Below are 19,240 nucleotides of genomic sequence, written 5' to 3'. Positions count from 1 at the left end.
TAACCTCGAAGGACACCAACGTGCACCCGAAGCGTGTTCTTCACCGAAATATTGGCTTAGCTTTCTTTCGCGTAGGTATGTTGGGATTTGGTGGAGGACCTTCATCAATCCCGCTTGTTCATTTGGAAGTTGTGAAAAAATACAAATGGATGGATGAGGAAGAGTTTGGAGATACGCTTGCTCTAGCAAATACAATGCCAGGACCAATTGGCACGAAAATGGCTGGTTACATCGGTTATCGTGTTGCTGGTTTTTGGGGTTGTATAAATGCTATTATCGTATCGATCGTTCCAACTGTATTGCTAATGCTTCTATTTTTAGGTTTGATCCAAGCATATAAGGATATACCGTGGGTACAAAATATGTCAGCTGCCGTTGTACCTGTAGTAGCGGTAATGCTTGGCGTATTAACATATGACTTTATTAAAAAATCTAGCGAATCTTTTGGTTGGTTAAAAGCACTTTTACTATTAGCTTTATCAGCTGTACTAATGGAAGTACTACATATTCATCCTGCTATCGTCATTTTAGGATGCATTATCATTGTCTTTTTACCTTTGTTGAAGAGGAGGAAAAAGGAATGATTTATTGGCAACTATTTATCGCATTTTTTATACCAGGAATTCTAGGCTATGGCGGAGGTCCGTCTTCTATACCACTAATCGAGCATGAAGTTGTCGGAAAGTACGGCTGGATGAATACACAAGAATTTAGTGAAGTAGTCGCAATCGGGAACTCTTTACCAGGCCCAATCGCTACGAAAATGGCCGGATACATCGGGTACGAGGAAGCAGGCATTTTGGGATCAATTGTCGCATTGTTCGCAACAGTAGCCCCGTCGCTTATTATGATGATTGGGATGATGGCAGTCTTAATGAAATACAAAGATGCGCCAGAAGTAAAAAACCTCACGCGGCTGATTCGCCCTGTAATTGCTATTTTACTAGCATTTATGACGATCCAATTTGCGCAAGAATCTGTAGCTGGCATTGGACTAGGTAGTACGATATTTCTAATGGTTGCAAGTTTATTGCTATTAGAAAAGTTCAAAGTCCATCCTGCGTTTGTTATTGTTTTAGCTTTAATTTTTGGAGCAATTACTGGATAGATGAAGAACCACGGACCTAGCGTTCGTGGTACTTTGCGTGGGGGAAGGTTGAATCGGTTGAATAGTGGGCACAATCGGTCGAATCGATCGATCTCTACAAAAAATCGATCTATCTCAACCAAAAGGATAGATTATGTACCAACCTACACATATAATCTATCATTATCATAAAATAGAATATTCATCATAACTTCAGATGTTTTTTATTGACACAAAATTACAGAAAAAGTATGATGGATATGCTGCCTTTGAGAAGTCTAACCTCTCAAGCTAGCCGCGTAGAAATGGAGGGAAATGAGCGCGCGTAAAAATGAGGAAAACAATTATAGCGCCAGAGCTGAAGAAATTGGACGGAAATGTATCTTCAGCAGACGAGGTGGAGGTTATCGAAAATTCGGCGGATGCCTCCCGACCGTATTTGCCCGGTTGTAATTCTTTTTCAGAAACCATTCGAGTGATCGGGTGACAGAGGGGAAAAGAAGGCATTCTTATCTAAAAAAGCGCCTATGCAAAAATAGGACGCTTATTTTGACTTGAATGTAAACGGAGGAATAGAAAATGTGTGGAATTGTAGGATATATTGGAGAAGCAGACGTTAAGGAAATATTATTAAAAGGATTAGAAAAATTAGAGTACCGTGGATACGATTCGGCGGGAATTGCTGTGTTAAATGAAGAAGGAGTTGTCGTTTTTAAAGAAAAAGGTCGAATCGCCGACTTACGTGATGTCGTAGATGAAGATGTAGACGCACAACTTGGAATTGGTCATACACGCTGGGCAACACACGGTGTACCAAACCAACTAAATGCTCACCCACATCAAAGTACAACAAAACGTTTCACGCTTGTGCATAACGGCGTAATCGAAAACTATCATTTAATGAAAAAAGCATATTTATCAAATATAGAAATGACTTCTGATACAGATACAGAAGTGATTGTACAATTAATCGAGAAGTTTTCATCTGAAGGCTTATCTACAGTAGATGCACTTCGAAAAACATTGCATCTTATTCATGGATCATATGCACTTGCACTTCTAGATAAAGAAGATGCGAACACTATTTATGTGGCGAAAAATAAATCACCATTACTTGTAGGACTTGGTGAAGGCTTTAACGTAGTAGCATCTGATGCAATGGCAATGCTTCAAGTAACAGAGCAATATGTAGAACTTCATGACCAAGAAGTCGTTATTGTGCGCAAGGATGCAGTGGAAATCCAAAAACTAGATGGCTCTATCGTAGAGCGCGAAGCATACAAAGCAGAGCTTGATATGAGCGATATCGAAAAAGGAACGTATCCACACTATATGCTGAAAGAAATGGACGAACAGCCAGCTGTTATCCGTAAAATCATTCAAGCATACCAAAATGAACAAGGTGAACTTTCGATTGAACCAGCTATTTTAAACGCATTGCACGACGCAGATCGTCTATACATTATTGCGGCAGGAACAAGTTATCATGCAGGGTTAATCGGGAAAGAATATTTCGAAAAAATCGCAGGCATCCCAGTAGAGGTGCATATTTCAAGTGAATTTGGCTACAACATGCCACTGCTATCAAAGAAACCATTATTTCTGTTCATCACACAATCAGGTGAAACAGCGGACAGCAGACAAGTACTCGTGAAAATAAAAGAAAAAGGGTACCCAACGATCACAATGACAAATGTGCCAGGATCAACACTTTCTCGTGAAGCAGACCATACGCTTTTATTGCACGCAGGACCTGAAATTGCAGTGGCATCCACAAAAGCATATGTAGCACAAATTGCGGTATTAATGGTGACAGCTTCTGTATATGCACAATCTCAAGGTAAAACATTAGACATGGATGTTGTAAAAGAGCTAGGTATTGCTGCAAACGCAGTGCAAGCGATTGTCGATTCAAAAGAAGAGATGGAGCAGATCGCGAAAGAGTTTTTAGCAACAACACGCAATGCATTCTTCATTGGACGCAACATCGACTTCTATGTAAGTCTTGAAGGTGCTTTAAAACTAAAAGAAATCTCGTACATCCAAGCAGAAGGATTTGCTGGAGGCGAATTAAAACACGGAACAATTGCGCTAATCGAAGACGGTACTCCAATCTTCGCTTTAGCAACACAAAAAGCAGTTAGCCTGAACATTCGCGGGAACGTAAAAGAAGTAGTAGCACGTGGTGCAAACCCATGCATTATTTCAATGGAAGGCTTCGATGAAGAAGGAGACCGCTTCGTACTTCCAAAAGTACATGAGCTATTCTCTCCATTAGTATCCGTAGTATCATTGCAACTAATAAGCTATTACGCAGCATTGCATAGAGACTGTGACGTTGATAAGCCTAGGAATTTAGCTAAATCGGTTACGGTTGAATAATAGAATTGTAAGATATGGACTGTGTTGTTTGCATACAACTCAATCGTGACGTAAATAACTCAAGCGTGACGTATACAACTTAGTCGTGACGTGAACAACTCAAACGTGACGTAAAAACTGGTTAGATTAACTAACCAGTTTTTTTCATTTGTCTATTGATATTTATAAAAAAAGTGTGGAGATGATTAAGTTGTTCAAAAAAGATATAGAACATTAAAACACCTTTAAGAATGATTCCTTCATCAAAGTTATTAACTATCCAATATATTTATTAAATTATTTGTTTAAAGTATAAGTAGCCAAGTAATAGACAATAAATATTGTATAATGGAGGGAACGATAATTTTGATAATAAGAAGTGATGAAAAAGTAATTTATTGCTACAACTGTCGTAAAAAGACCTTATTTACCTGTAGAGATATGCACAATAATAGTGGTGTAGAAAGTCATTGTAGTGAATGTGCATATGTATGGTTTGAATGGCAAAACCGAGCGGTAGAGCGCGAAAAAGAAAAGTGGATTGAATATAACGAATTAACATTCTAATTTTAAATAACATGAAAAAACGCTTAGAGAATATTTCTCTGAGCGTTTTTTCTTTCCTTTTTTAGGAGTAGCTTCAGGAAAATGCCGCTTTACAATTACTAAGCCTTTAATCCGATAATATAAAAAATCAGCAGCTCCAATATACTTGGGAACTGCTGTTTTTTTGGTTAGGAGAATTTTTAACAAAACGCAGCCTTACTTCGAATAACAAAAGGTTTATTCCCAATCTCCTGAATTTCTCAATCCTCTTGGTTGTCTTTTGCCAAAATCCATCCAATATTTAAGTCTGGAAATAAGAAATTCTTTTCGAATATCATCTATTTGAGAATTATTAATAGCTTCTTCATTATTATCTATTTTACTTAATTCCTCAGCAAATACAGGCCCTAATCTAAATGTTGGTGGAACAAATTTAGCAACATAATTCCTATTTTTCACTTTACAAGTAATGGTATTTCTTGCTTTGATATTAGGTGTTAATCTATCAAAGGTCATATATATTTCATTTTCTCGCACTAATTGCGATCTTTTTTGATTTAAATCAGGTTTCCCACTAAATTCACTTCTAGACCCGTAAATTAAAACAAATTGTGGCTTAATCGCTTTCCCCCTCGCTATTTCCCCATCTATGTCGTAATACTGATAAAAAAGACTTTGGTGATTAGGATTTGAATACCACATTTTCCAATCACTAAGTTGAGTTTGAGCTTGAGTAAATTCTGCTGTTGGTTGTCCATCGTTTCTAAACCATTTTTTATTAGGTTTTTCTATCTCTATAAAAATTGGATAAATTGTTCCACTATCTGAAGCAATCCACAAAAAATCAGGTATTTTAGTTGTTAAACCTTGAAGTAATGGTTGAGTAATTAAAGCATTATTATATGGAGCATGACCAGATTCACCATAAATTCCAAAAGCTCCTGGTAATAGTGATGGGTTTTTCTCAAAAAATTCTTGAAAAACATCTTCTTCGTCTCCATGTTCTTTTAATAGGATCTCATAATCTTTAAGTAAATTTCTTTCGTAATCTTCCCATGCAATAACTTTTGGAGCATTATCTATAAGGTTGTAAGGTTTTTTAAAAATAGAATTTTTACTAGTCATATTATAATTCACTACTTTCTCCCAGTTTAGTTAAACTCGACTATCTAATTTTCTGTTTTTCTTTTTATTACTAATCTTCATCTACACTTCGACAAAAATAACTACAACTCCTTTTTGTGCCAAATTACCGATTCCCATTTAAATCACTCTCCATCCATATTCCGTTCCCAATATTCTATTGAACAAATTAATCCTCTTAATCAATACCTTTCATTAAAGAAAGGTGCTTTATTTCTATTCAACAAAAGAGTGTGCTTCTCCTTTTTAAACTAAACTGCTGCGTTAGTTTAATAAAAAAGAGCAGGCTACGTAGCACCTGCTCATCAATGTGTGTTTTTTAACTATCGTGTCCCTCTTGCTTAATGATTTTCAACATGAGTAGATACTTGTATTAGATGGAATTATTTGAAGAAGTTTTCTGGCCAAAGGAACTCAGGTAAATGTCTCCGAATTAAATTAGCCTCATTATTATATCCTCTTTCCTCAAGCTCTCTTACAAATACTGGCCAAGGTGGAATATTACTCATGTATACATTACCTGAAGAGGTAGACATACCTCCTCCTTGGGATGTCGATAAGCCCCCATATTGAGCAGTGGACAGACCACCGTATTGAGCAGTGGACAGACCTCCATATTGTGCGGTAGAAAGACCCCCATATTGGGAGGTAGAAAGACCTCCATATTGGGAGGTAGACATGCCGCCGTATTGGGAGGTAGACATGCCTCCGTATTGAGAGGTAGACATGCCTCCGTATTGGGAGGTAGACATCCCTCCATATTGGGAAGTAGATAACCCTCCTCCCTGTGATGTACTCAAATTGCGTGGCCATCTCTTCATTTGCTCAATTATTTTTTTGCTCATAGATAAACCTCCATATTGGAATCATATTATTACTAGTTAATACATTTTCACGATATTTCTTCAAGCACAGATTTCCAGAAGCTTTCATTCGGTAAAATCAATATTCGCGTTGATCAGTTGGGGAAATCAGCCTGATGTCATAAGATCCTCTAAAATTTCATTCTTGTAAGATTCTAAACTTTTCCAGCCACTGTCATTTAATTCAGTAATTAGTTCTTCTTGACCGAAAATCATTTCATTTGGTATTGCAATTACTGCTAAATGGGTTGGGCGGCTCAATGCAACATAGGCAAGTTTTAAACTTTTTATCATTTCATCTCTTTTTAAGTCCTCTTTTACTGAATAGGGATCCGAGTATTTGCCTACTAAATATTCTTTTAATAAGTCGATCATTCTATAAGTTGGTTTCATTGTACGATCTTTGAAGACAGTATTCAATACCAACATAGTTGATCTGTGGGTCTCACCCTTAGCTGAATGAATTGTTCCAATACTGAAATTTAGATTCTCAGTTTCAGTGGTTTCAAGCTGCTTTTCTGTTTTTGTATTGACAATTGTGTGATATAGATATTTTATTTGTGCTTCAGCATCAATATTCTTAAAGCACGCATCTTCAATACCAGTTATTTTTTGGATAATCCTTTCTAAATCCCAAATTATAAAATCCCCAATAAAATTTTCGGAATTAATTTCTTTAACACATTTACTGAGAATCACTTTATAAATAAGCTCCTCTTCAACTTTTTTCATTAGATCATCAGAAGATAAATCCAATTCTTTAGACAATAGGTCAATAAAAAAGTTGTAGCATTTCCTTACAATACTTTCAATATTTCTAACTTTAGTAGTAGGCTTATTATATGAAGTAAAAATACTACTCAAATCTTCATGGAAAGCGGATATTATAGCATCTTTCTTTCGAGATTTCGAATACTCGGTAGATTGAAGAGTACAGTAATTAATTAGTGATTTATATTGTTCAAGTAAATCATTTTCGCTCTCATAAATTATATAGTGTGGATTGAACGAATCAACCAAATTTAAAGAAGTAAAAGTGTCATATTTTTCTATACAAATATTTTTAACTAATTCTGAAATACTTGAGCCAAAACGAGAAGTCTCCGAAATTTCTTCATAGGATAAACCGCAACTTTCAAATTCCTCACTTGGCTTCCAAGCATCCCTATTGCCATCAAAAATACTATATAAGGATTGGTATGGATCACCGAACTTTTGAAAAACGATATCTGGAGAAGAAAAAAGCTTTTTTAATAGATTATACTGCAATTCACTTGTGTCCTGGGCTTCATCCAAAAGTAAATATTCGAATCTGTGTTTAATAGAACTAATTATTTTCTCTTGATTTTTTTCTATATACCATTTAGAGAGCTCCAAACATTGTTCGTTATTTACTAAACCCCAATTAAATAACATTTTCAGACACTCGTTAAATTCAGATCTATAACTTTGGTTTGCTTGACTTATAATCGTGTAAGAGTAGTCATCATTTATTATTAGTTTTGGAAGTGCTCTTGTTATGTTCGGAGTCGGGTAAGTATACCAATCAGGCTTTTTTTTATCGAATAAAGCGCCAAACTTTTTTTTGTATTCTTCATCATCAATCACTCTAAAATGTTTGTCTTTGTGAACTAAGTAGAAAGCCTTTCTCGTAAAAAAACTGTTAAAAAATTCTTGTATGGTACCAATAAAATTCGGATATGAAACATCATTGATTCCAATTTTTTTTAGCCCCATTTTTATTTCATCAACAGCTACATTTGTATGCGTTATGAGACAAATACCTCTATCTGTGCTCTTTTGTTTAGAGAGTAACAGCGCACATTTTGCAATTAGAACAGTGGTTTTACCTGAACCAGGGCCAGCAACTATATTGGCAGAGCCAGCGACTTCTATTGCGTTTACTTGTTGAGGGAAAAATGAACAGCCGTTTGGTAAAATTAAAGGCGTTATATCCGCTAAGCACTTCTCACTCATCTTCATTCGACTCACTTCCAATAATACTTGAAGTGTGTTTTATTGCATTAATAAGGTATTTCAGATTTTCATCGCAATTGATTTTTTCCTTCCATTCCATATGTTTAACCTCTTCCTTGGTTAAATTATTTAACTTAACAGCTAGTGTCTGTGCAACTTCAGCTTTTGAAACCAATTTGTTATTTATAGGTTTAAAAATCTCATATGCTATTTTTTCTGTTTCAAGAGTCCCTTTATCAAATTCACTCATTAAACTTTGGAACACTTCATACTGTTTACCTTCATAAGGCTTCTTGTAGCGAATTTCTTGGACAGCCTCTAACAATATAGGTGCAAGTGAACTTAAAGCAAGACAGTATTCCAAAGTCCATTGGGGGGCTATACATAATTTCAAATTTGCATCATACTTTTCATATTTATCCTCAATTTGTCTAAACTTATCTCTTGAACAAGCATTAATATACTCCGGAGTGATTTCTTTCTTTGCTATTTTTTCTAAGTAGTCAGTATTCTGACTACTTATTTCAAATTTGAAGTCGTTTGCTAATTTTTTTAGTGTGGAATATTCGTTTCCAATGTTTTCTTCAATTATTTTTTCTCTTGATATATTGCAAATGGTCAATAATTCATCCAATTCTTCTTCGTTCAAAATTGAATAAATTGCTTTGTTTTTTTCTTCTTGCTCATAATAAACCCAAGGCTTAACATCTATGTCTGTAATAATTGCTATTGGAGTCGTGATACTTGGTAGTTTCATGGATTCTTTCCACAAAGTTGATCTTGAAAACAGCTTAATATATCTTTCAAAAGATGTTCCTCTTACATTAACTAGAGATATTCCATACTTATGCAGTGGGTACCCAATAAAGTTAGCAAGAGCTGGTATCAGCAACATTTCTGAATCACCTTCTACAAATATCACACCTTTAGCAAAAAATAGATTACTTTTCGTAGCATCCAAGAATCTTTCTAGAAACTCAAAATCGTTATCTTCAAGTTCGGAAAATTCTCTTCTCATGGGATAGGCTACATTACCCTGTATAAAAATAATATTTTTAGGGTCTATAGAAGATACCAAATTTGTGCTATGAGAGGTTAAAATGAATTGACCTGCTCTTTGTGAATTTGATTCTAATTCTTCTTCCAAATACTTAATTAATCTAATTTGTGCTTGTGTATGTAAGTGGGCTTCTATCTCTTCTATCAATGTGATATGGGGACCTACTAACTCACTGCTTTCTACATAGTCGTTCAGTAGTAAAAGTTCAGTTGCTATGAACAATAGATTCATATTACCTAATCCCAAATTAACATCTTCAGTATTGATACTTAATTTTCTTAATATAGAAGATAGATCAGTTGATGATACTGAAAAATTAGTTTTTGCCTTATTTTGATCTTTATTGTCATAAAAATCACTTAGTAAACTTTCAATATCAGATACTAGAGAATGGTCTTCAACATAATCTTCTTTAAAAAATCCCTCGACTTTATCATTTGCTTCTTGCATTATTTGTTCTAAGCTGTGATTGGTTTCACTAGATTCTTTTTTAAAGGCTGGATGGACTTTTAAGATTTGTGCCAGCCTAGAACGAATTCCAGGTTTTAATTCGGTATCTGCGTCTCTTAGGGGTTTTAAATATGTAGTTTTCAATAAATCACGAGCCTTACTACTTAAACGAAACTCGAAATTTTTTTCTCCAGCTTGAATTCTCTGATCAATATACTCTTGACCGTTATCATTTCTTTTTCTCTCAACTTTTAGAGAAACTCTCAGTTCATAGTCCCCATTTTCATCGAAAGAGAGCCACTCTAGAAATAGACCAGCTTCTTTATCTGATAGCGATGTAAAGGTACCTTCAATATAAAAATTATCGGTATATTTATCTTTTGCATAACAAAAGAAATCTTCTTGCTTTATTTTTTCAAAATCATTACTTATACTTCCCAAAAGGTATCTTATTGCATCAATGATAGCAGTTTTCCCAGAGTCGTTTTCTCCGACAATTACATTGAATTTAGGACTAAACTGGACCGTAATTCCTGGAGTTTCATCTTCCTTTACAGAAAATTGCCGGAAATTTGTTAAACTGATAGTCTTTAGGTACAAAATATTTCCTCCTTAATAAACTATATTGATAAATTGGAACTATATTTAAATGTTATTATAAAGAGTATACAATACTTTCCTATAAAGGAAATAAGAATCTGGGATGACACCAGAAAAATCCGCTTAATAAATGTGGTATTAATCTAAATTTCATTAAACTCGAGATATCTATTTATATTAGTTTCTTTACCTTCTTGAAGAATAATGACCGATAATCCTTATTCCTCCATGTACCTTCACAGCCTTGGTTGTTATACGAAAACATCTCCCCCACCAACATTAATCATGATGGTGGGGGAATGTTTTATATGTTGATAAAAATTCTAAAATGATATTAGGTATAGGAAATAGTGCCGGAATTACCTGGATATTAACAGAGACATGAAAAGAACATTGCGAGTAAACGGAAACTTTTAAAAACCAACTATCTGATTATATAAATATTTAGAACTTACCTATCCAATTCAACATTTACAAATATTTTCACAAAAAACGATTTTAAATTGCCTGTCACTTGAAAATAGACAGAATATTTGTTATTAATAGTGAAAAGAAGTCGATTGGTGGTGATATTTTGTCAGTAAATAAATATACATGGACAGAAGAAAAAATTGCTAGGTTTTATAAGGAAGGTAGAGGTTCTGGTGAATTAAATCATTACCAACCGTGGCTGAAAATTAATGAGGTGCCAAGTAGAGGTAGATCACATCGGCCAAGGGGTTGGAAAACCAATAGAATACATCATTTTCTATCTGATTTAGAACTATCTTATTTTTATTACTTGGAATGGAGTAAAAAAGTGATAGATATAAGAGAGCAATTTCCGCTTGAGCGTGAGGATACCCTAAAAATAGCTTCTGATAAAGGCATTAAGCATTCCATTGAAACTACAACTCAAACACATATTGTTATGACCACTGATTTTCTTATAACGAGCCGAGTGGACAATAAGATTATACAAATTGCGCGTTCTATAAAACCTAGTAGTGAGTTAGAAGACCCTCGTGTCCTTGAGAAACTAGAAATAGAAAGACAATATTGGGTAGACAGGGATATAGAATGGTCTGTAATTGATGAAAAGGTCATGTCGACTCAATTTGTAAAAAATATGAAATATATCCATGTATATTACTATCTTGAAAATAATCAAGAGGAAGAAATGAGTTTGCATTTCTTAGATTATTTATACAGAGAGCTGAAGTTGAATCCGACAAAGCAGTTAATTACATGTTGTAGTGAATTCGATTCTTTATACAATCTCGAGGATGGTTCGAGTATTTATTACATGAGACATTTGTATGCTCGCCAGTATATTGAAACATACGACATGGAAAAACCAATAAAGCCCCATGACACAAACCTGACAGATATAATTTTTAATGAAAGGAGTGTTAACAAAAATTATGGTAGCTCTATCAGTTAATGAACTCATTGTAGAAGTTGATACAGATAAAGCATATAGAATTTTATGGATTGATAGTGGTTATGTAATTGCATATGTAATAGATATTACCGCTATTAATGCTAGTCCTTTTATTATGACTACTAAGGAGATAGAAGAACAAATCAATTCAGCAATATATACCTTGCGAGTAGATGAGAATGTAGCATTAAAAAGGTCGCCAACAGAAAAAGATATTCAACATAGAGATAAAACTTGGATGATAATTAAAGACTTAGTAAGAATTGAACCGGATATTTACAAGAAGAGTCATCGCTATAAATTAATTGAAGAAGCGATGATTAAGCATAACATTAAATCCAAAAATACCTTTTATAAAAATATAAGAAAGTATTGGCAAAGAGGAATGGTGAAAGATTCAGTTTTTCCAGACTTTAATTTTACAAATACAGACAAAGAATATAAGAAAAAAACAGGAAGACCTAACAAGAATGGAGTCAAGGGAATCATAATAACTGCAGAAATAAAGGAACAGTTTTCTAAATCCGTAAAAAAGTATTACTTAAACTTAAAAAAGCCATCTTTAATTTTTGCCTATAAGATGATGATCCGAGATTATTATACAAAATTTAAATACTTCGACGAGTCAAATAATGAAAGGTTGGTGCTTAAACCGGAGGAAGAGAGACCTTCTCAAACGCAATTTTATTACTGGTTTAATAAAGAATACAAAAACGATAAAGTCACCATAGCACGGGAAGGTCTAAAGAAATTTGAACAAAACCATAGAGCCGTATTAGGATCTTCTACGGCGGAAACAGAGGGACCAGGAGATATTTATCAGATTGATGCAACACCGGGCAACGTATATTTAGTCAATCGATTCAACCCAAATTGGATTGTCGGACGACCTACCACTTATTTCATCGTAGATGTGTATACACATCTAATAGTAGGTCTTTACGTGGGTTTAGAAAATGCCTCTTGGAAAGCTATGATGAGTGCAATAGTAAATGCCTGTATGGACAAAAAAGAATACTGTAAAAAGTTTGGGATAAATATATCAACAGATATTTGGCCGTCTATGCATTTACCAAATAACTTCATTGGTGATAGAGGTGAATTAGCCAGTCACGGGGTTGATCATTTGATTGAAGGATTAGGTCCTAACATTAGTAATACCCCTCCCTATCGCCCGGACTGGAAAGGGATAGTTGAAAAACTATTCGATACTTCACAAGAAAAAATCAAACCGTTTCTACCTGGCTATGTACACAAAGATCATGGTGAGAGAGGAGCAAAAGATTATCGGCTAGAAGCAAGCCTTAATATCGAAGAATACACACAAATCTTAATTAATTTTATTCTTTTTTATAACAATAATTTTTATATGAAAGAATATGTTAGAAATGAGCAACAAATAAAAGATAACGTCCAACCTATACCAATCAAGCTTTGGGAATGGGGAATAAAGAATGCTGCAGGCAAACTTAAAAAACATGATATCGACAAAATAAAGTTTTATTTATTACCCCGAGATAAAGTGACTATCTCTGAAAAAGGAATTAGATATAAAAAAATGTATTATACCACTCCTAGAGCGATCGATGAACAATGGTTTTCTAAAGCAAGGAGAGATGGAAGTTGGAAGGTAGAATTTTCATATGATCCAAGAGATTTGAATGTTATTTATTTACATTCCAATGATGAGGATCTTTTTATTCCGTGCACTCTTTTAGATCATCAAGTGAGATATAAGGATAAGACTATCGAAGAAATTGATCAACTATTAGAATTTGAAAATAACGATATGAAAGACACTGAACATAGTCGATTAGAAAATGAACTTAATTTTTACTCTGATATCGAGAGTATTGTAAAAGCTGCAAATAAGAACAAAGAGGAAAAGTTGGACAAAACGCTAAGTAAGTCCAAAAGAACGAAAAATATAAAGGATAATAGACGAGAAGAGCGAGTTCAAAGAAGTGAGGAAGAAGGATTTAACTTACAAATTAATAATCAAAAAAAGATTAGTGCCATAATACAAGTTGAAAATAATAACGAGAAGAATTCATCTATAATATCAATTAAACAATTATTTGCAAACGAAGGAAGAAATGATAAATGAAAAAGCTAATTAAATTAGAAAACGGAGAATATGCAATTAGTGCGGAATATACCGAACAAGATAATCCAGACTATCGGGGAAATCCCTTAATCGAAGCACTTCCTCCTATGCTTTCTGTTGATGAGGCTTATGAACAACTACGCTATCTCCCAGAATATGACAAAAGAGAAAATAATCTATCCGTCCAGTATCGTTACCATGCACTTTTGAGACTAACTCGATTTTATCAACCACTGGAACAAACATTGACGTTAGAAGCACGTTTTTCAGGATTATTAAGAAGTGGGTATATGTATAGAAATCCTCAAAACAAATCACATGCTGAAACCTTAATTGAAATGCATCGAAGATTAGAAAAAAAAGAACCAATAGGACTCCCACCAGACATTCGAAAAACAGCTTCAAGCTTATCTATAATCGGTTTTTCTGGAATGGGGAAATCATCAGCGATTGAGAGGATACTATCTCTCTATCCTAAAGTCATAATTCATAAATACCCATTAAATATAATGCAGATACCATGGTTAAAACTAAACTGCCCAAATGATGGATCTCCAAAAACGTTATGTTTAGATTTTATTACAAAGATTGATGAGGCTTTAGGGACAAACTATTTTAAACAGGGTCACAAACGAGAATCATTAAGTTATCTAATTATATATATAGGACAATTAGCTAGGGCACATTGTCTAGGGGTATTAGTTATTGATGAGATTCAGCATATGTTAACAGCAAAGTCGGAAGTTTCAAGTAGTATGATGAATTTTTTGGTTACCTTAGTAAATGAAATAGGAATTCCGATAGTGTTGATCGGGACGACTAAAGCAAAGCGATTACTCCAAGTTAATTTTCGACAAGCTAGGAGAGCTGGTGGCCATGGTGAGTTAATCTGGGAACAAATGAAGATGGATGATAATTGGGAAGTCTTACTTAGTAGAATGTGGACATATCAATGGACTAAGGAGAAAGTTGAGTTAACGAAAGAATGGATGGAATTAATTCATGATCAAAGCCAAGGAATAGTAGATATTGCAGTTAAATTATTTATGTTGGCACAGTCTTATGCAATGGAGGAAGGATATGATAAAATTTCTCCTAACATGATAAAAATAGTTGGCGAAAAATATTTGAAAATGCTGCAACCTATGCTAAAGGCTTTAAGAGAAGGAAGATTAGAGGATATCGTAAGATATGATGATATAACCCCTTTTGATATTGAAGATTTTCTTTTGCAAAGAGAAACCCCAATAAATATGAGAGAAAGGATAAGCAAAGAGAAAGAGAAAATAGCGGAAAAAAGGCAACAAAAAGATTTGTCTGTTCTGCAAATAGTAACTCTCACATTAATGAATCTTGATATAAATGATAAGTTGGCAGAAATGACAGCAAAAAAAATTATTAAGGAAAATAAGGAAATCACACCACAAGAGGCAGTCCAGGCAGCTTTAACTCTTATTAATGAACGTATGGCATCTAAAAAAGCAATTGATAATAATTCTAAAAATAAGCGTTCATCGAATATAATTCTTAAAATTGTTGATAATGGTAGGAAAGAGAGGAAATCAGCTCACGATTCCTTAGTAGGAAAAGGATTAATAATAGCCCCACTCTTGGATAATAAACTATTTTAGGGTGGGATTATATTGCTTGGTTGGTTTCCAAAGCCATACGATGATGAGTTAATATACAGTCTTTGCGCCAGATATTTTACTAAAGGTTCAAGCATTAGTATTAGAAATACTCTTGAAAAGTGTTTTCAAGGTAAAAGATCCAAATTAACACCCGACTTCCCTTCAAATCTAGAAGTGTTGGTTGAACAACTTGAAGTCTTTGAATATAAAAGTTTGGAGACCTTAATTTACAAACATACGCCTTTTTATTACTTCACGAATCTCCTAATAAAGACTCAAAAAGAAGTAGTAATGAAAGAAATAAGTAAAGCCAAAAAGAAGAATATACACATGTCGATTGGGCAGGTAGCAAGTACTGTAAGAGAATCTAAGTTCTTTAAATATTGTCCTTCTTGTTTAGAATACGATTTAAAAAAGCTTGGCGAATCATACTGGCGGACTTCGCATCAGCTCCCGAGTGTTTTAGTTTGTATCGATCATAAGTGTTTACTACATTTAAGTTCAGTTTTATATAGAAATAAAAATTCAAAACTGATTTCACCTAGTAAGGAAAATTGTATCCCTACCCCTTTAAATCAGTGTATTAAAGGTACTATATCTAGTGGCAAAATTAATCAGATAAGTAAGGTTGCCATTGAAAGTAAAAAACTATTGGATGATGAATTAAGCTTTGACATTACGCAATTAGTATCGATGTACAGAGAATTACTAAGAAAGAAAGATTTAATCACAATCAATGGAAGGGTGAGACAAGCAGATTTATATAGAAAGTTTGTCTCTTTTTATGGTATTGAATTTTTAAGTTTCTTCCAATCGGTTCCCAAAAATAAAGAATCGTGTTGGTTGAGAACTATTACTCGCAAGCATAGAATTTCATTTCATCCAGTAAGACATTTGTTGTTATTAAACTTTTTGGGAAAAGAAATTGAGTCATTTAAGCAGGAAAATTATGAAGGACCTTTTGGTAAAGGTCCCTACCCTTGTCTTAATCCTGCTGCTGAACATTATAAAAAAATGATTGTCACAAATCTTAAAATAGAGAGATGTACTGATACTGGGAAACCACTTGGGACTTTTACATGTCTATGTGAATTTCAGTATAAGCGACTTGGTCCTGATTGTGGTCCAGAAGATAAGTTTAGATACAGATACATTAGAAATTTCGGTGAGGTATGGAAGAAAAAACTAATTGAGTATATTGATACAGAAAAAATCAGTTATCGCAAAGCTGCTATATTACTAAATGTAGATGTGGGGACAGTTATTAAATATTACAAAATGCAAAAAAATGAACTTAATCCTAAAATACATGTGGAAAAATCCTCAATGGTTCATGATTACCGTTCTATTTGGATAACAAATAAAGAAGCAAATCCTACTTGTTCCAAAACAGAACTCAGAAATTCAAATAAAAAAGTCTACACTTGGTTATATAGAAATGATAAAGCGTGGTTAGATAATAACTCCCCTGCTCAATTGAAAAGAGCACATTTAAATAATCAAAGGGTTAACTGGAATGAGAGAGACTTAGAGATTTTAGAACAAATAAAAAACTACTTAATAACTCTAGATATAAATGATAAACCTGTTCGATTAACGAAACGACACATCGCGATAGCAATCGATAAGTTGTCCCTAATAGAGAAAAAGATAGACAAACTACCCTTAACAAAAGAATTTATCCTCTTGATAGTTGAGACTAAATTTCAATATCAGGAAAGGCTTAATGAATGGAAAAAGAAAAATCATTTTAATCATTAGAGGTGGTTATATGCTTACATTCTTTCCAGTTATTCAAGATGATGAGTTATTATATAGTGTTTACACAAGATATCATGAACGAAGTTTAAATAAAAATGAGAATAAAACGATTGACGAACTTCATTTAACTGAAATGAACCCTTTTCTTCCTAAGAATATTCAATATCTTATTGATGAACTAAAGTATTTCGATGCACCTGATATAGAGTACTTCTTAAATTTTCATTCAATGTGTAATTATATTTCAAACTTTATATCTCCAAATATTAGCGGTGGGCTGTCCCTGTATTTGACGAAAGGTACTGGTAAAGCTGAAGCTTACGTAGTTGACAAAATTTTTTCTGAAAACAAGTATCTAAAATATTGTCCAGTTTGCACTCAAAAAGATTTCAAGACCCTAGGGGAATCTTTTTGGAGACTATCACATCAATTACCTACCCTATTCATTTGTTTAGAACATAAAATACCTTTAGATCGAATAGATATACCCAATCATAAAATTGGTTTTAAAACTATTGCTATGAATGAACTAAATGAAGTTTCTTTTGAACCGTTAACTAAAAAAACAATGTTTTATGTAAAACTGTTTGCTAAACAAAGTTTTTATCTTAATAGGGTAAAATTAAATCTTTATAACAGTATTCAATCGCAAGACTTTTATCGTCTGTTTGTTGAAAAGGGTTTTGTGATAGGTTCAGAAATAGATGTAAAAAAACTTAAAAAGGAGATCGTTGAATTTTATGGAATAGAGTTTTTGGAGTTATCAGGATATAATACAGCCTTATTTAGAGAAATTTCAGAAAGACCGTTGTTTTTTAGTAATATTATGACACCCATTGAAACTTTAGTTTTGATAAATTTCTTTTTTAACTCCTTATCGGGAATGCTTATATATAATAAAAGGACTCCAAAGAGAGAAATAGCCAGCTCTCTTTTGGTTGAATTACTTGTGTGAAATCTATATAAATACTAGTAGAATTGTATGTCCTAATATTTGAAAGTACTAGTAGTAAAATTATGTGAGGTGTAATTCATGTATATGGAATCGCATAAGAAGAGTCGAATCCTTTTAAACGAATGGAACATTAAAGTGAAGAATATAACTGATCTCTCTTTACTTGATAAGAAGTTGAGTTTAGTAGAAATTAACGCATCTAAAACCTCTCAAGCCCTCGATGATATAGAAATGATACAAGTCTATTTATATAAATCAAAAATACAAAGGGGCGATCGAACTATTAAAATATACAAAGACGAGTTGGTTCTCTTTGTCGAACATTTGATTAGCTATGGACAAGCTTTTGAATTTGATATAGATGCAGTAGTAGATAGGTCCCTTATGAAGACACTAACCACTATCGACTTAAGAAAATATCAAGAATGGTTAGCTACAAACAGTCCTTATGTTAAAAGGAAAGGGAAATACTCAACCGCAACGCTAGAACGCAAAGTCAGTATTATTAAGAGCTTTTTGTCGTTCCTGTATGATAATAATTATATAGATAATTCGATTCACAATGCTTTATATATTGATGGCAGCCAAAAAAATAAGACAAACCGTGAATTTGGACCATATGAAGTGGTTCAACTCATGGATTATTTCAGAGAAACAAATAATTATGTAACATTCAGTATTATTCATGTATTAATAGCAACGGGCTTACAGAGTGGAGAATTTTGTAGATTAAGAGTCAAAGATTTGAAGTACAATTTAAAAGAAAAAGGGTACTATCTCCAAATAATAGGACGAGGAAATAAACAAAGACAAGTACCTTTAAAAGAAAAAGCATACAACAGTCTCCTCATATTTAGGAAAGAACGTGACTTAAAAGATTTAGATGTAGCTGATCCAGAATCTCCTTTGTTTATCACAGCTACTGGAAAAGGATACTCCCCGTCTTATTTATCACAGTTTTTATCAAAAGAATTTAAACGATCGGGTTTACCGTTATTGTCTCATGATAATATAGTGCTTGGCCCACAAACGTTTCGTCATACTTTTGCTATTATTTCTATGATAAATAATAGGGACATATATGAAATCCATCGTTTATTGGGGCACGATAGTATTAGAACGACATGTAATTACATGGAGAAGATTTTCCCGATAGAAAGTCATCCTATTTTTAAATGGAACTCTGAATCATTTGGAAGATATATCTGAATATTATTCTTAATTAAATCATGTAAATAGTTTTCAGTACATGTAGGAATTAAAAATAATGTTGAGA

General features: G+C 33.5%; 13 protein-coding genes. 9 read left to right on the top strand and 4 right to left on the bottom strand.

The window, feature by feature from the left end; translation table 11 throughout:
• Positions 1–20: 20 nt before the first annotated feature.
• The 3 genes from RUH95_RS17425 to glmS all read left to right on the top strand — a co-directional run bounded on the left by RUH95_RS17425 (position 21) and on the right by glmS (position 3,469).
• Positions 21–584: a chromate transporter gene (locus RUH95_RS17425; protein ID WP_313894171.1), complete on the top strand. Its 564-nt coding sequence runs from the start codon at positions 21–23 to the stop codon at positions 582–584.
• Positions 581–1,108: a chromate transporter gene (locus tag RUH95_RS17420; RefSeq protein ID WP_313894170.1), complete on the top strand. Its 528-nt coding sequence runs from the start codon at positions 581–583 to the stop codon at positions 1,106–1,108. The genes RUH95_RS17425 and RUH95_RS17420 overlap by 4 nt, the downstream gene beginning before the upstream one ends.
• Before the next feature lie 558 nt (positions 1,109–1,666).
• Positions 1,667–3,469 carry a glutamine--fructose-6-phosphate transaminase (isomerizing) gene (glmS, locus tag RUH95_RS17415; RefSeq protein ID WP_313894169.1) on the top strand — a complete coding sequence of 601 codons (1,803 nt, stop codon included), beginning with the start codon at positions 1,667–1,669 and terminating at the stop codon, positions 3,467–3,469.
• A 762-nt stretch (positions 3,470–4,231) separates the two neighbouring features.
• Here glmS and RUH95_RS17410 read toward each other — a convergent pair.
• The 4 genes from RUH95_RS17410 to RUH95_RS17395 form a co-directional block, all read right to left on the bottom strand.
• Positions 4,232–5,131 carry a Shedu immune nuclease family protein gene (locus RUH95_RS17410; RefSeq protein WP_313894168.1) on the bottom strand — a complete coding sequence of 300 codons (900 nt, stop codon included), beginning with the start codon at positions 5,129–5,131 and terminating at the stop codon, positions 4,232–4,234.
• A gap of 389 nt (positions 5,132–5,520) precedes the next feature.
• Positions 5,521–5,982 carry a hypothetical protein gene (locus RUH95_RS17405; RefSeq protein WP_313894167.1) on the bottom strand — a complete coding sequence of 154 codons (462 nt, stop codon included), beginning with the start codon at positions 5,980–5,982 and terminating at the stop codon, positions 5,521–5,523.
• Between the two features lie 126 nt (positions 5,983–6,108).
• The gene (locus RUH95_RS17400; protein WP_313894166.1) at positions 6,109–7,983 is read right to left on the bottom strand and encodes a UvrD-helicase domain-containing protein; all 1,875 of its coding nucleotides are present in this window, start codon (positions 7,981–7,983) and stop codon (positions 6,109–6,111) included.
• Complete coding sequence (locus RUH95_RS17395) at positions 7,970–10,087, bottom strand: ATP-dependent nuclease (RefSeq protein ID WP_313894165.1); 2,118 nt, start codon at positions 10,085–10,087, stop codon at positions 7,970–7,972. The genes RUH95_RS17400 and RUH95_RS17395 overlap by 14 nt, the downstream gene beginning before the upstream one ends.
• Positions 10,088–10,661: 574 nt before the next feature.
• Between RUH95_RS17395 and RUH95_RS17390 the strand changes: the two genes are divergently transcribed.
• The 6 genes from RUH95_RS17390 (at position 10,662) to RUH95_RS17365 (ending at position 19,173) form a co-directional block, all read left to right on the top strand.
• Entirely contained in the window at positions 10,662–11,510 is an 849-nt protein-coding gene (locus tag RUH95_RS17390) for a TnsA endonuclease N-terminal domain-containing protein (RefSeq protein WP_313894164.1), read from the top strand.
• Positions 11,491–13,617 (top strand): Mu transposase C-terminal domain-containing protein, encoded by a 2,127-nt coding sequence (locus RUH95_RS17385; RefSeq protein ID WP_313894163.1) that lies wholly within the window; start codon positions 11,491–11,493, stop codon positions 13,615–13,617. Before RUH95_RS17390 ends, RUH95_RS17385 begins: the two co-directional genes overlap by 20 nt.
• Positions 13,614–15,248: an ATP-binding protein gene (locus tag RUH95_RS17380; protein WP_313894162.1), complete on the top strand. Its 1,635-nt coding sequence runs from the start codon at positions 13,614–13,616 to the stop codon at positions 15,246–15,248. The genes RUH95_RS17385 and RUH95_RS17380 overlap by 4 nt, the downstream gene beginning before the upstream one ends.
• A 12-nt stretch (positions 15,249–15,260) precedes the next feature.
• The gene (locus RUH95_RS17375) at positions 15,261–17,009 is read left to right on the top strand and encodes a TnsD family transposase (protein WP_313894161.1); all 1,749 of its coding nucleotides are present in this window, start codon (positions 15,261–15,263) and stop codon (positions 17,007–17,009) included.
• Positions 16,975–17,964, top strand: coding sequence for a TniQ family protein (locus RUH95_RS17370; protein WP_313894160.1), 990 nt, complete (start codon positions 16,975–16,977; stop codon positions 17,962–17,964). Before RUH95_RS17375 ends, RUH95_RS17370 begins: the two co-directional genes overlap by 35 nt.
• 84 nt (positions 17,965–18,048) lie before the next feature.
• Positions 18,049–19,173, top strand: a complete 1,125-nt coding sequence (locus tag RUH95_RS17365) for a tyrosine-type recombinase/integrase (protein ID WP_313894159.1) — start codon at positions 18,049–18,051, stop codon at positions 19,171–19,173.
• Positions 19,174–19,240: the final 67 nt, after the last annotated feature.

Source organism: Psychrobacillus sp. (assembly GCF_032154225.1).
Classification (GTDB): domain Bacteria; phylum Bacillota; class Bacilli; order Bacillales_A; family Planococcaceae; genus Psychrobacillus.
The sequence above is the reverse complement of the archived record's forward strand: the minus strand, read 5'-3'. Positions and strand labels throughout refer to the sequence as shown.